Annotated in this window: 14 protein-coding genes, 1 pseudogene and 1 riboswitch; of the genes and pseudogenes, 3 read left to right on the forward strand and 12 right to left on the reverse strand. The window is 39.2% G+C overall.

Annotation, left to right across the window (positions count from 1 at the left end; all coding sequences use genetic code 11):
* Window positions 1-49: 49 nt before the first annotated feature.
* The 4 genes from qoxA to AC1DVB_RS06880 form a co-directional block, all read right to left on the reverse strand.
* Window positions 50-973 (reverse strand): cytochrome aa3 quinol oxidase subunit II, encoded by a 924-nt coding sequence (gene qoxA, locus AC1DVB_RS06865; protein WP_034305893.1) that lies wholly within the window; start codon window positions 971-973, stop codon window positions 50-52.
* Between the two features lie 1,136 nt (window positions 974-2,109).
* On the reverse strand, window positions 2,110-2,424 hold the full coding sequence (locus AC1DVB_RS06870; RefSeq protein WP_057278575.1) for a hypothetical protein: 315 nt from the start codon (window positions 2,422-2,424) through the stop codon (window positions 2,110-2,112).
* A gap of 255 nt (window positions 2,425-2,679) precedes the next feature.
* Window positions 2,680-3,909 carry a S1C family serine protease gene (locus AC1DVB_RS06875; RefSeq protein ID WP_454862343.1) on the reverse strand — a complete coding sequence of 410 codons (1,230 nt, stop codon included), beginning with the start codon at window positions 3,907-3,909 and terminating at the stop codon, window positions 2,680-2,682.
* A gap of 191 nt (window positions 3,910-4,100) precedes the next feature.
* Window positions 4,101-4,781 (reverse strand): hypothetical protein, encoded by a 681-nt coding sequence (locus tag AC1DVB_RS06880; RefSeq protein WP_098865671.1) that lies wholly within the window; start codon window positions 4,779-4,781, stop codon window positions 4,101-4,103.
* A gap of 189 nt (window positions 4,782-4,970) precedes the next feature.
* Here AC1DVB_RS06880 and AC1DVB_RS06885 point away from each other — a divergent pair, with 189 nt between their 5' ends.
* Window positions 4,971-5,327, forward strand: a complete 357-nt coding sequence (locus AC1DVB_RS06885) for a hydrolase (protein WP_454862342.1) — start codon at window positions 4,971-4,973, stop codon at window positions 5,325-5,327.
* Between the two features lie 108 nt (window positions 5,328-5,435).
* Here the strand turns inward: AC1DVB_RS06885 and AC1DVB_RS06890 are convergent, their stop codons facing one another.
* The 3 genes from AC1DVB_RS06890 to AC1DVB_RS06900 all read right to left on the reverse strand — a co-directional run bounded on the left by AC1DVB_RS06890 (window position 5,436) and on the right by AC1DVB_RS06900 (window position 8,001).
* Window positions 5,436-5,888, reverse strand: a complete 453-nt coding sequence (locus AC1DVB_RS06890) for a helix-turn-helix domain-containing protein (RefSeq protein ID WP_095678679.1) — start codon at window positions 5,886-5,888, stop codon at window positions 5,436-5,438.
* 495 nt (window positions 5,889-6,383) lie between these two features.
* Entirely contained in the window at window positions 6,384-7,367 is a 984-nt protein-coding gene (locus AC1DVB_RS06895; protein ID WP_454862341.1) for a ketoacyl-ACP synthase III, read from the reverse strand.
* Window positions 7,368-7,650: 283 nt separating this feature from the next.
* The gene (locus AC1DVB_RS06900) at window positions 7,651-8,001 is read right to left on the reverse strand and encodes a winged helix-turn-helix transcriptional regulator (RefSeq protein ID WP_057278559.1); all 351 of its coding nucleotides are present in this window, start codon (window positions 7,999-8,001) and stop codon (window positions 7,651-7,653) included.
* A gap of 124 nt (window positions 8,002-8,125) precedes the next feature.
* Between AC1DVB_RS06900 and AC1DVB_RS06905 the strand changes: the two genes are divergently transcribed.
* On the forward strand, window positions 8,126-8,749 hold the full coding sequence (locus AC1DVB_RS06905) for a nitroreductase family protein (protein WP_057278558.1): 624 nt from the start codon (window positions 8,126-8,128) through the stop codon (window positions 8,747-8,749).
* Between the two features lie 66 nt (window positions 8,750-8,815).
* Here the strand turns inward: AC1DVB_RS06905 and AC1DVB_RS06910 are convergent.
* Window positions 8,816-9,138, reverse strand: a pseudogene (locus AC1DVB_RS06910) (ABC transporter permease); the annotation flags it as partial.
* Window positions 9,139-9,476: 338 nt separating this feature from the next.
* Between AC1DVB_RS06910 and AC1DVB_RS06915 the strand changes: the two are divergent.
* Window positions 9,477-10,007: an NAD(P)H-dependent oxidoreductase gene (locus AC1DVB_RS06915; protein WP_230134577.1), complete on the forward strand. Its 531-nt coding sequence runs from the start codon at window positions 9,477-9,479 to the stop codon at window positions 10,005-10,007.
* 65 nt (window positions 10,008-10,072) lie between these two features.
* Here AC1DVB_RS06915 and AC1DVB_RS06920 read toward each other — a convergent pair whose 3' ends face one another.
* From AC1DVB_RS06920 to AC1DVB_RS06935, 4 genes are all read right to left on the reverse strand, one after another.
* Entirely contained in the window at window positions 10,073-10,438 is a 366-nt protein-coding gene (locus tag AC1DVB_RS06920) for a winged helix-turn-helix transcriptional regulator (RefSeq protein ID WP_230134576.1), read from the reverse strand.
* A 291-nt stretch (window positions 10,439-10,729) separates the two neighbouring features.
* Complete coding sequence (locus AC1DVB_RS06925; protein ID WP_034305912.1) at window positions 10,730-11,734, reverse strand: ABC transporter permease; 1,005 nt, start codon at window positions 11,732-11,734, stop codon at window positions 10,730-10,732.
* Window position 11,735: 1 nt separating this feature from the next.
* The gene (locus AC1DVB_RS06930; protein WP_230134575.1) at window positions 11,736-13,238 is read right to left on the reverse strand and encodes a sugar ABC transporter ATP-binding protein; all 1,503 of its coding nucleotides are present in this window, start codon (window positions 13,236-13,238) and stop codon (window positions 11,736-11,738) included.
* 56 nt (window positions 13,239-13,294) lie between these two features.
* Window positions 13,295-14,407, reverse strand: coding sequence for a sugar ABC transporter substrate-binding protein (locus AC1DVB_RS06935; RefSeq protein WP_230134356.1), 1,113 nt, complete (start codon window positions 14,405-14,407; stop codon window positions 13,295-13,297).
* Between the two features lie 115 nt (window positions 14,408-14,522).
* A riboswitch (SAM riboswitch) is annotated at window positions 14,523-14,628 on the reverse strand.
* Window positions 14,629-14,683 lie beyond the last annotated feature (55 nt).

Below are 14,683 nucleotides of genomic sequence, written 5' to 3' on the forward strand. Positions count from 1 at the left end.
ATATTCCTTATCTTGTAAACCTAGTTGTTTTATCGAACGAAATTAATTCTTAGTGATTCATGTTGCTGTGTTCTGAATGTTCCTCGTGTGAATCCTTGGAATCATGTTCTTCAGTATCAGAAGATCCGTGGTCATGACCAGCATTTTCCCCTTCAGGAGCTGGTGAAAACTCTAAGTGAGTTCCAGTGTATGTGGATTGTCCCACATGACCAGGTTTTAATAATTCATTGAATTTTTCCTCAGTAATCGGTTTAGCAGTAGCTTTAATTTCATCTACCCACTTATCGTAATCTTTTGCTGACAATGCATTAACGTTGAACGTTTGCTGAGCAAAACCTGAACCACTGAAGTTTGAATTTCGACCCATATACTCACCTGGTACATCAGCTGCTAAGTGCAACGTATTAACCATGTCCGACATCGCGTATTTTTGTCCTCCAAGTTGCGGAATCCAGAAACTTGAGATTGGACCGAATGAGTAAAGTTTAAATTCGATTGGTCGGTTAGTCGGTATAAACAGATAGTTGACCGTTTCGATATCTTCTTCCGGATAACTAAAATGCCACTTCCAGTTGGAAGATGAAGCGTAAATAACTAAAGGTTCTTGATCTCCGTATCCTTTAGGTGTTGCCTCAACTTCATTTGTTGTTTTAACAGTAACAACGGATAGGAAAGCGACGATTATAATTGGGATCGCAACCCAAATTATTTCAAGAACCTTACTTCCTTCAATATGAGGCGGTTCATAATCATCACGTTGTTTGGAAGCACGATATTTCATTATCATGAAGATATACAGTACCATAACGACAAGGACGACAAAGGCCATTGTCCATATCGAAATCATAATAACATCTGCTTGTGTTGCAGCTACTGGCCCTTTAGGGTCCAAGACCATTAATGGGTTATCGCAACCGGTTAGCACAGTGGCAATAGTAAAAAGTATAGTTAATAGAGCCCATTTTATTTTCATAGTACTACCCCTTTCTTACATAATAAAATTCCAATTGGTAATTATTCGGACAAAGTGTTACCATGTTCACAAACCCCGACATACCAATATTAATCCCAAGTCTAAAAAAAGACAATACAAAGTGACATCTGTCACATAAAGTTCAATAAAGAGCAGTAAGAAGATGGTAAATGAACGGAAATGTTCGAAAATCTTCAGCAAATGAAATATAATAATTGTTTAATAACGTACCTATGGAATTCACTTATCATTACAGGATTGCATATATTACCGGTCCACTATCCATTTATTATTACTCTAATATAATGAAATGAAAATTTCACTTTATATTCTCCGTGTTTATTGCCTCAACCTCCCTCAAGAATATGAATGATATTACCTATCCTGTCAAGTAGGTATTTATCGTTGGAAAACATGATTTAAAACGGATTTTTTACACTCGGCCAGGGAAGTTGGTAAATGGTAGCCGCATTGGATATGATGTTGAATCCATGCTTCCAAACTCTATTGATCCAACACTGGTCAATATTATATGTATATAAGGAAACAACGAGTGGGTAAATTGGGCTCTTTCTCCTCGCAATACTTATTGCCCTTTCAGTATTCCTAACGAGCCGTTTACCAGTAGTCATAAGTGAAATAATTCAGGGGTCGGTCAAACTTGTTGCAACTAGTGATGTTTATCGGTCAGCAGGACAGGACTGAATTACAGAAAAGGACATTTGGTTGTTCAATAAACTCCGCCTTTGTAACCCACACTTCCTCATTGAATGAAACTTCAAGTAAAAGTGCAAAAAAAAACCACAAAAAAAGGACTTTTAAAAAATGTCCTTTTCTCGTGGATATAGTTCAAAGTTTAAAGTTAGAACTTCCTGCGTTCGGGCAGTTCGGTTTGGATATCCGAGCACATCGTGTGTATTCCATTAAATGAAAGGGTTGGTCATATTTTTGATACATAACGAGTGCAGTATATTGTATTGAATTAAAAAGTAGCCAACTGATAATTAATCCAAGTACTCCACGTAATGAAAGCGCATTCAATCATTCGGATCACTTTGACTCAAATTCTTTAGACAGGCGTTCATCCATGTTAGTAAATCTGATGATAGAATGCTCATTATGCTATATTCCTCGTTTTAGTTACTGAATTCTGTACTTCTTTTTGTTTGAGTGTTAGCCTTTGACTTCATTTTTATGATTTTAGTCGTTTCCGGTACAATTCTTTCACCTTTATGTGTTTTCATTACCATTTCTTCTGTCAGGACAAAAAATATACCAACTAGAAAAATTGCAGCTGCGCTTAGTGTGATGGCGATTCCAACGGAGGTAAATATATAATCTTTATTGTAATCGCTTACAATGAAACTTAAAGCAAAAATAATAATTCCGATTACACAACCTGTGCCCGATACCCATTTCACTGCATCTAACATCTTCTGATTAGCTTCCATAATTTCATCCCCTTTCTTTCTATTTTATGACATTTCACAAATTTGTCAAATCTTTTCTATATTTTAACATATCCACAATGGAAACCTTGACAAATAGAACACGCTACTATTAGTTTTTAGGTATAAAAGACTATATGAAGAATCTGAAAAACAGTGCAAATACACTATCTATTTTTCCGATATTAACCTTGTGTTTACTATTAAAAACTTCTAAATAAAAGGCCCCTGATGAATGATCAGGGGCCTTACCTCTTTCTATGGTTTTTGCAAGGTTATCGTTACCGTTTTCTCTTCAGTACCTCGGTATACTTTAATTTTTACTTTATCGCCGATTTTCTTATCTGTATATAAGTATTTCCTTAATGCTGCGGAAGTATTTATTTTCGTTCCATCAATCTCAACAATGATATCCTGTTGCTTTAGCCCTCCATTCGCCGCAGCCGATCCCGCTTCTATACTCGTCACCATTACACCGGACTTTACGGCTTCAGGAACATTTTGAATGTAATATTGCGGCAGTTCTTCCATACTGGCCAAGCTGACTCCTAAATATGGACGTGTGATTTTTCCATTTTCAATCAGTTCCGTAACAATCGGAATCACATCATTACTTGGTATGGCAAACCCTAAGCCTTCCACACCGTTTTCAGAAATCTTCAGACTGTTTATGCCGATCACTTCCCCAGCGGTGTTGATCAAAGCACCGCCGCTATTGCCAGGGTTGATCGCTGCATCGGTTTGAAGGACATCAAGTGCCCACTCCCCGTCCGAGGTATCGACTGAAATGGTGCGTCCGTTGGCACTGACGATTCCTTGTGTAACCGATCTTGAAAAATCAAGTCCAAGTGGGTTGCCAATTGCCAATACTTCTTCACCTGGACGCATGCTATCAGAATTCCCGAATTTAATTCCCTCTGGTGCTTTCGAGGCATCAATTGTCAAAACCGCTAAATCCGTCAAAGCATCGGCCCCGACAACAGCTGCCGTTGCCTTTTGTCCGTCATACAATGAAATTTCGACTTCCTTAGCTCCTTCAATAACATGATTGTTCGTGATGATATAGGCTTTCCCATCAGCTTTTTTATAAATGACCCCTGAGCCAGTTCCGCTCTCAACCGTTTCGCTCTCCGTGCTTTGCCGCTGGTACGGGTTCTGGCTTTGCATCTCCTGTAAATTCACGACCCCTACAATCGATTTGGATGCTGATTCGACCATCTCTGCCCTATCATTTGAATCCGTACTTGTCGATAACTTTTCCGCCGTGACATTTTTATCCTTTTCAACACTGTCCGTTTGCTGTACACCTGCCGTTTCGGTTGACTCATTCACTGAACTTTTCCCTTGATCTATAAAGTCTCCGCCAAATAGAAATACAGATGATGTAACCATAGAAGCAACCGTTCCGGAAACAAGGCTAGTTATCCAGAGAGACTTACCCTTTTTCCGTTCTGCCTTGACTTGCTCCTCACCATTATAATTCTCCATCTTTATCCCTCCTATGATTGTCCTTTACTTGCCTCAATCATAAACAGGAATTATTAAAAAATCCTTAAGAAAATAAAGAATTCGGCTATCCTTTAACAAAAATCATAAAATTTTATCGAATCCTGTATGTTGCCGCACAACAAAATAAAAAGGCCACAACAGGGGCCTCCCATTCGACCATTCAGTTATCCTTACATGACTTCATAAACTTCTTTGGTCTCCTTATTCACACCATACCAGCCCCAAGTGGTTTTGTGTCCGCTTTTCTGACTAGGTTCATCTACCTCGAAAACATGAAAAATATAATCTCCCTTTTCGGCATCATGATCATATTCGATTTGCAATTGCGAAAAGTTTTCCATATCCACGTAATCCCTCACAAGCTTCTCCGCCTGAGATTTACTTAATGAACGATCCGAATCCTTGCTTCCTTCTTTGCCTTTTGTATCCGTTGCCGCCTCATCTTCTGCTTTGGATCCTTCCTCGGTTGTTTCCTCCGTGGATTTCACTTCATCATTTCCCACTACTGCTTCTATCGTGGCGGAGTCTGATACCGGGTGCATTTCCGCCGCCTTTGAAACCATTTGTTTACCTTCCCGGTATTTTGCTTTATATGCGGTTGCTTCTTCAAAATCTTTTTTGGCCGATTCAAAATCCTGTTCGTCGTATTTCTTCATTCCACTCGCCAGCAAACCTGAAAGATCCATTAACTCCCTTGATTTAGGTGTTTTTGCTTCTTTATAAGCTAATTCAAATGCCTCGTGGGCTTCTAAATAATTTTCCTCATTCAACTGACTTTTCCCTAAATCCATATTGGAATCATAATTCCTTGTTACGCAGCCTGAAGCAATCAACACAAAAAAAACAACCATGATTGACCTCTTCACTATATCACCACTCCATTTACCATATTATTCTGTAAATCCATCTTAAACCATTTGATAAGGAGTCCGATACCTTTATTTCCTATCTTTTTCATTAAGGAAATGTTTACTTTCATGATTAACTTTTTACAAATAGTGGTACAGAATAGATAAATGCCGGAAAGGGTGATGTGCAGAATGATACAGGAAAAACATACCTACCATGTCGATTTGGTCAGCGGTGACGTACTCGGACAAAAACTTGAAGAGAATCCGAGTTTCACGGTGCACGCAACTGATGAGGAACTTGCAGAATTGAAACAATGCTTGGAGGAACACCGAAAAGATGACCTGGAGACATATGCCCGATCACATGTGCCCTACCTTCTCTATCATCATGACCGGGCAAATGATAAATACGATGCAGCCATGAAAAGGCTTTATGCCCTCATTTATAAATTAGGGGATGAAACGGCACGAAATCATATTGAAGAAATTGGCATATTGAAAGATAACAAATTCGAGGGAAATGAAGAAGTGCAAAAGTTCAAATAAAAAATAGAACAGAACCTGAAATTCAAAGGTTCTGTTCTTTTATGATCAGTTTTCCAAAAGGTTTTCATTCCCTTGTGAATCACTATGCATTTTTAGAAGAAAGTATTTTTAATCTACATATTTATCCTTCAAATAATCCGAACCGATACCGCCAATAACCATCAAAGCAAATGGTAAAAAACTAGCTAAAACTGGCATGCTCTTTAAAATGGTAATATCCGTGCCAGCAAATTTGTTAAGACCAAAAATAATTAATTTAGACACTAACAAAAATGCTCCTATTAGTAACAAGATATCAAAAAACATTTTCCAATTTGGAAATGCTAACTGCTTACTTTCCCGTATTATTTTTTCTTTCAATTCCTCGTCACTCCTTAATAATTCATCTACCGTAATCTGAAATAAATCACTCAGATTAATGAGTACCTCAATACTTGGATAGTTTTTTCCCGTTTCCCATTTGGACACAGATTGGCGACTCACATGAATCTTCTCTGCAAGATCATTTTGTGACCAATTTCTTTTTTCCCGTTCTTTTTTTAATCGTTCGCTAAAAATCATAATGAGTTCATCGCCTTTCCTACTCCTAGTATTGTGAGATGAATCGTGCAAAGTAAAGATAGTAATAAGCGCAATACTATGCAACCTATGAGTGACACCGAGGAAAACCTTGATATATCAAGGGTATCGTTTAATTTTATGGAATTGCTGCAGAAAGAAAAAATTTTAAAAAATAGCAGCCAGTTAACACGAAAGTGGCAGGGAAAAGCCTTGTAAGATCGCTTCCTAATTTCACAAAGCATTTTTTGTGGCTTTTGCAATTCCCAATTCTTCAGGATAATTCCGTGAGTAAAAAACATAACGGAAACTGTTCTTTATAGATTTATTTTCCTCATTATTTGCAGTTCAAATGAAGGTCATGTTCCTGCATCGTTTTAAAGATAGTTTTTACCTTACCTTGAATATATAATTCTGCAAAGAATCATACTTTAAGAAGGCCCCCGATGAGAGGCCTTCTTCTGGAACAAACTCTGTTATTAGTTATGGAAAATAGCTTTATAGGGTCCAATCGATAAGCAATCCAGCTTGAGCTAATCCACCGCCGAAACCATATAATAAAACCTTCTCACCACCACGGAGCTTCCCTTCTTTTATCCCTATTTCCAAAGATAAGGGAATTGTTGCTGAAGAAGTATTTCCATACCCCACTAAGCTATATAAAGTTCGGGCGATTGGAAAGCCGCTTCTTTCACATATTGACTCGATCATTCTTAAATTTGCACTATGCGGTACGAACCAATCAACATCATTCAATTGATATTCAGCATTTTTCATCACAGTTTGCATTCCTTTTGGAACGGTCGTGACAGCCCATTTATAAACCTCACGTCCATTTTGTACAAGGTTGCCGCTATCATTTAAGTCTTCCCCATTTATGCGTGTCGATAGGTTTGTACTATATAAATGTTTTCCGCCTTCACCCTCCGAATATAAATGTGAAGAAAGAAAACTTGGCTGTTTTTCATCATATTCTACAAGAACTGCTCCTCCGCCATCTCCAAATAAAATACAAGTGGCTCGATCTTCATAGTCCATAAGTTTTGATAAAGTATCCGCTCCAATAACTAGGATTTTCTTATTTAATCCCGATGTTACTAATCCATTAGCTACATGCAGCCCATAAGTAAATCCTGCACAGGCAGCGTTTAAATCAATAGCTCCAGTATTCTTAATGCCTAGCTTTGCTTGGACTAAAGATGCTACACTTGGAGTGTTGAAATCAGGAGTAAAGGTACAAACAATGATCATATCAACATCTTCGACAGATTTATCATACCGTTCCATTAAATCCTTTACAGCTTTATAACCGATATCACTAGTAAACTCCTCTTCATGTGCAATTCTTCGTTCTTTAATACCGGTACGTTTAACAATCCATTCATCATTGGTTTCAACCATTTTTTCTAAGTCTTTATTTGTTAACCTTTTTTCAGGAACATACGAACCTATCGCAGTAATACGTGCTTTGGATTTGAACATAGAATAGCCACCTCGTGTGTATGAATTGCATCATTTTATAACTTGATATTAACACCTGGTACTAATTATAAAGCAAAAAAAATCTTATGCAACTAAGCATTACATTTAAAAAAGAGCGGGGCGGGGCAAAGCAACTTTAAAGTAAAGCATCTGTTAGTTTAATACAATCTTTAGAGAGAATGCCAAAAGTCATCTTCAAGACATTTCCTCTAATAATATTAAATTCTGCTTGCCTTACTGAACTTATCAAAAAAATCCATACTCCTAGTTGATGCGATCTTACTTATTTATGATGACGACAGATTTGATCTTGCCTTTCGAGGTTTTGTTCGACTGCATATGTAGTGCCCCATTCACACATTGTATTTAATACAGGTACAAATGATTGACCTAACTCAGTTAAACTATATTCTACTTTTGGTGGTACTACTTTATATACTTCTCTTCGGACAAGCCCATCTCTTTCCAGCTGCTTTAATTGGTCGGTTAAGACTTTCTGGGTTATGGTCGGTATTAGAATATAAAACTCTTTTGTCCTCATTGGTTTTTGACTCAGAAAAAAGAGGATTAAGCATTTCCACTTTCCTCCTACAGTATTCATGAAAATATTTATTCCCGTATTTAGACTCTTCATTCCTCATTCCTCCTGAATAGGCACATAAAGGTGGCTATGCCACTTTATTGTGCGTTATTTCTTCTACATCATGGGTCCATTATACTCTGATTATAAAGCAAATATCACATTGGGAGTGAACACGATGAGTGTAAGAGAGACTATAGAAAAAAGACGTTCCGTAAGGCAGTATGATCCCCATTATAAAATTAGTCCAGAAACGTTGGCGACACTTATTGAAGGAGCCAGTAAATCTCCTAACGGAAACAATATTCAAGCAACACGATACCTGGTTATAGATGAACCATATTTAAAGAATTTGTTACTGCCCATCGCTTTTAATCAACAACAGGTAATTGAAGCCTCAGTACTGATTGTTATACTAGGTGATTATCAAGCATTTGAAAAAGAAAATATCATAATGATACATGAGGATGAATTTCAAAAAGGTTATTTTGACGCATCTGTAAGAGATTATCTAACAAACGCGGCAATCAATTATTATCTAAATAAATCAAAAGAAGATTTAAAGGTTGAATTAATAAGAGACGCAAGCCTGGCGTCAATGTCGTTAGTTTTATTGGCGAACGAGGCAGGTATAGAAACCATTACAATGTCCGGGTATGATTCCGAACAATTAAAGTCAGCCTTAAACATTTCCGATAGGTATTTAGATGTTATGCTTATTGCCATGGGGAAAGGAATGAAAGAAGGTCACAAAACAGTAAGACACGATGTTAGCAAAGTCATTTATAAAAACAAAATATAGTGAGTGTATTGGAAAGAGGGTTAAAAAGAACCCTCTTCCTCTTTCTTCTTAATCTTTCGTAAAACTTTAGTGTTTTAGCTTGTAATAGGTTACCGCGAGCGCAAGGGCAAGAACTGTTCCCTTTGATGATATCAATCGCATCCATGATAAGGAATCCGCTCAGGACTGCACCGCTGAAGCCTCCAAAGGCATTCGGTTTTCCTGCTCCTAAAACGGAGGAACCAATGAAGGCTGCTGCGACGGCATCAATAGCGGGATCCTGAATTGATTTCCGATTTCATGCCCCTTAATGCAAGGACAATTCCCCCGATTGCAGCAAATAGAACTGAAATCAGATGGGTATTAACTGATATCCCGGAAAGTCTAGCCGCTTCCTTATTTCCCCCAATCTAAAAAGGAATCAATCACATCTCTAACAAATTACCATTCCAGGAGTTTTTGTTTTAGGCCTTCTTCACACACTGAGATACGTCTTTAATATTTTCTTCACGAACAATTTTGGCTAATTCAAAGCCGTACATATCCCTCCTATATAAAAGTGACTATCTGACCTTTTAAGATTCCCTTATTAACATCTTCTTCATATTGGAATTTACAGATCGTTTTTTTAGTTAAACCTGATTTAACACTCTCCTTTAGGTAAGTACCTATACTAAAAGTGCATACTTACGCACTTGCAGAGTGCACTTTATACTTAAAATAAATAATAGTTAAGGAGGAGAAATCTTTGAAAACACTTGTTATCGTAGCACACCCCAGTCTGGAAACATCCGTCATAAATAAGCGATGGGTAGATTCGCTAAGGAAATATCCGGAGAAGTATACAGTACACGAATTGTATAAGGTTTACCCTGACGGAAACATTAATGCGGAAAAAGAACAGCAATTAATCGAATCGCATAGTAATCTTGTTTTACAGTTCCCTTTTTATTGGTTTAATTGTCCGCCTCTCCTAAAAAGATGGCTTGACGATGTTTTTACTTATGGTTGGGCTTATGGTTCAAATGGAGGCGATAAATTAAAGAATCGCAAAGCTGCTTTAGCTGTATCTGCCGGAATTAACGAAGAGGATTATAGTGAAGAAGGAAGATATCGCTATACACTTGAACATTTATTATCTCCCTTTGAAACTACCTTCCTATACTGCAATGCAGATTATCGTTCATTCTTTGCGTTTTATGGTGCTGAAAATGAGCCATCCGTGAGAGAATTGGAAAAAAGCGCACAAGATTATTTGAATTTTGTCGATAACCTATAATAGGCAGTTCATTAAAAAAGTATTTCCTTGTCAGGGAAATACTTCTTTTGATTTAATCAAAATAGCTACACCTCCGGCTGTTTAGTCTCCTGAGCTGGCAAACTGTTTTTCTCTCCCCACTCGCACATCATATTTAACAATGGGATGAGAGATAGACCACGTTCAGATAATGAATATTCTACTTTTGGAGGTATTTGGGGGAATTCCTTGCGTATGATAAGGCCGTCTGCCTCCAACTCTTTTAACATGATGCTTAGCGTTTTAAAGGAAATGGTACCGATACTTCGCTTCAGCTGATTATGACGCATGACCTTATTTTCAGACAGCCAATACATTATGATCATTTTATATTTGCCGCCTATCAAGGACAGCGTATATCCAAAGCCAGTCTCATTCGGTTTCACACCTGCTGGAACACAGGTTTCGCGCATAAGTTTACACTCTCCTTTAGATAAGTATATGATATGAATGTTCATACTTTACAATAGATCATTATCAATCTTATTAAAAGGTAAATAAGGTCCCTATAAAAATTACAATTGCGGTCAATCTTTATACTCCAAAATGAGGGTTCAAAAAGTGCTCCTGCCACCATTTTAGCCTAAGTAAAATGATGACGATCTCCTTAACCCCTCCCTTTTTAAAAAGGAAAAATCCTGTTGCATTACAACAGGATTTTTTCATATTTTTGGATTTCTGTAGAGTAACGTAACGAATTCTTTTTAATGTTTTTGCTTATAATAGGTTACCGCGAGCGCAAGGGCCAGCACTGTTCCTTTGACGATATCCATCGCATAATACGGAACGGACATCATGATGAGCCCATTTTGAAGGATTCCGATCAGGACTGCACCGATGAAGGTTCCAAAGGCATTAGGTTTTCCCGCTCCTAAAACGGAGGAACCAATAAAGGCTGCTGCAACGGCATCCATTAAATAGGGGGAACCTGAATTGATTTCCGATGTCATGACCCTTGAAGCAAGGACAATTCCCCCGATTGCAGCAAATAGAGCCGAAAGCAGATAGGCAAGGATTTTGTATTTATTAACCGATATCCCGGAAAGTCTCGCCGCTTCCTTATTTCCCCCAATAATGTACATATAACGACCGTGCTTCGTATAAGTCAAAAAGATATGGGTCGCTATCACAATGACGGCCATGATCAGGATTATCCACGGTACCTGGCCAATTTTGGCGAAAAACGGGCTGATCAGTCCTGTTGCGAACGTCCCGTCTGGCATGACCATATTTTGCGAAACCGTGGCCCCTTTTGTATAGGTAAGGGCAATTCCCTGGATAATGAACATGGTAGCCAAAGTCATCAGCATGTCGGGAATTCTCAATTTAACGATCATGAATGAATTCAAAGCCCCTACGAAAAGTGAGGCACCGACCGCAGCTAATATGGCGATGAATGTATCCTGAGAAAACCAGACAAACATCGAGATGACGATGGCATTGGCCAATGATGCGACGGAGCCGACGGAAAGGTCGAAGCCATCCACGGTCAGTGATATCGTAATGCCGATCGCAATGATGGTCACGATTGAAATGGAACGCAGGATGTTTATCAGGTTAGAAGTTTGGATGAAAGATGGATTGGATACGGCGAAAATTCCAATCAGAATGATAATCGTCAATATTGTGCCGTATTTATAAAAAAAGTCGAATAGTTCCACCTTTTTCTTCGCTTTCGCTGTCTGTGTAACAGGAATGGGTATGCTCATCCTATTTACCTCCTGTTGAATAGAATAGTAGTTCTTCTTCATTCGTTTTGCTTGTTTCTAATTCGATGACAGTGCTCCCGTCATATAACACATAGGTCCGGTTGGTAATGCCAATGATTTCGGTAAGCTCGGAGGATGCATAAATGATCGCTTTTCCATTCCTTGCAAGCTTTGCAATCAATTCGAATATATCCTTCTTGGCTCCGACATCGACCCCTTTCGTTGGTTCATCGAATATGTATACATCCGCATCTGCCATAAGCCATTTTCCAATCGCAACTTTTTGCTGGTTACCACCGGATAGGTTTTCGACCTTCACTTCCCCTGAAGGAGTTTTAATGCCGAGACTTGCTATCATTTCCTTCGCCTTTTCCTTTTCCGCCTTACGATCGACGACACTGAATGTTTTGCAGAATTTGCCGAGACTGGCTGCAGTCAAGTTTGCCGAGACTGATTCCTGTACAAGGACCCCTTCTTTCCTGCGTTCCTCAGGTACAAGTGCCAGCCCGCTTTTTACTGCTTCATGCGGTGATTTCAGAGAAAGCTTTCGACCATTCAGGAAGACTTCACCCGCTGTGATGGACGTATGACCGAAAAGGGTTTTACACAGCTCCGTTTTCCCAGCCCCGACCAACCCAGCCAAGCCGATTATTTCGCCTGCTTTAATATTCAGACTGACATTCTTAACTTTCTCGGCATCTGACAATCCGTTCACTTCCAGAATTACGTCTCCAATCGAAGCATTCACTTCAGGAAACTGTTCATCCATGGTTTTCCCAAGCATGTTCTCTACCACTTCGGCACGGGTTATGTCCTCGATTTTTCGACAAGTGACACGCTCCCCATTCCTCATGATCGTAATTTCCTCACAGATTTCAAAAATCTCAGGCAGACGATGTGAAATGAAAATGATTGCCACGCCTTTTTGCTTTAATTCATTTACAATTCGAAAAAGTTCCGTCGTCTCCGTATGACTTAACGGAGCAGTTGGCTCGTCGAGAATCAGGAATTTGCATTCTGTCGAAACGGCTCTTGCTATCAGGACCATCTGTTTTTCAGCCAAGGTCAGGTCTCTAACCAACTTTTTCGAAGGGACATGAATTTTCATATCTTCAAGAATAGAAGTGGCTTTGTTGTGCAGTTCTTTCCAATGTACCCTTTGTTTTTTTCCCATGTTTTGGACCATATCATTCAACATTACATTTTCCCCAACTGTTAAATAAGGGATGAGGGCGGTATCCACTTCCTGATGAACTATTTGAATGCCCTGTTCCTGAGCGGCTTTTGGCGAGCGGATATCCCGCTTCATCCCATCAATAAAAATGTCACCTGAATAATGAACATGGGCTCCCGATAAAACTTTCATTAACGTCGATTTCCCTGCTCCGTTTGCACCGACCAATGCGTGGGCTGTCCCTGATTGTACGGAAAAATCAACTTCACTCAGCGCCTTCACCCCCGGAAATTCAATCGAAATCTTCCTCATTTCTAGTTGCTTGCCCATGTCCATTCCCCCTTATAGAATAGACACTCCCTTCGCTGGAAAGAGAGTGTCTCTTTTTATTTTTTATAATGATCTTTCAAAACCTTCATCCAATCCTCTTCAAATTCCTCCGATACACCCCAGCCATCGACAATATCAGACAGGTTTGCCATGTTTACCGCTTCTTTTGAAGCTTGGATTTGCTTTTGCGAAATGAGTGATGCCTCCAAATCATATGTTTGCGGCGTTTCTTCGCCAGCTAATTTTTTAGCCAATATCCTCATATTCACTGCACCGATCAACTTGGGATCGACTGCTGCCGTGTAGGACCATGAGCTATCAGCCGATTGGATTTCCTGGAGATCTGCATTCGAAACATCAATTCCATATATCTTCACTTCATTGCGGCCCGCTTCTTTAATCGCCCGGGCTGCACCGATAGCAAAGGCATCCCATGTTGCGAAAATGGCATCCAATTTACCTTTAGGGTATTTATTCAGCATTGCGGCTACAGCATTTTGTGTCTGAACCGAAGTATCAGCGGATGCCACTCCGAATCTTTCGACTTCTTTAATCCCGGGATTTTCTTTTAGTTTTTCCTGATAGACTGCATTTCTTCTTACCATTGGAGGAAAACCATCCACCCAAAGATATGCAATTGCCGCTTCACCTTTCTGTTCTTTTATCAGTTTATCGAAAGCCAGTGTTGCCAGCGCTTCATCATCTTGTGAAGTTAATGTCACGCCCTCTATTTTAGATAGATCGCTTATTGAATCGAATGTGACAACGCTTTTACCTGCATCAACCAACTTCTGAACGTCATTTACAGTTGCGGCATCATCACCATGTGAAATGATATAGCCGTCGTAATCTTCCTCCAAAGCCTGTGCTATCGCATCATGGAATTTAGCCGTATCACCATTGGCTGTGTACGTATCGACTTGAAACCCCAGTGCTTCTCCTTCTTCTTTCGCCCCCGCCAGGTATTGGGCAGTATGATCATCACCGCCAATTTTACGGATCACTTTGATTTTGGCTCCATCGCCATCAGCAAATCTCTCCGGGACATTTTCAAATGATACTTTTTCTTCTTTCTTCGATTCTGTGGAACTCTGCCCTGCAGAGCAACCCGTTAAAAGCAAAGCCGAAGCGATGGCAGAAATGAATATCCCTTTAATAGACCTTCTCATCTTGTTCTCCTCCATGTTTTCTAATTAGTCTTATCAGTTAAGTCGGTGTAAATCCCAAAATAAAAACCTCTCTAATATAGAGAGGTTTAATCGGCTGTTTTGCAGACTTGTCCCTCTCTTATCTGTCAAAACATTTCTGTTTTGCAGGATTTAGCACCAATTCCTAATGGAACGGTTGCTGGGCATCTTAGGGCCAGTCCCTCCGCCACTCTTGATAAGAGATATATTGTGTTACGTTTTCGTAATTATCACTTTATAGGGATATAGTCGTAAAGT

It is taken from the genome of Peribacillus sp. P4_D6, from assembly GCF_056401795.1.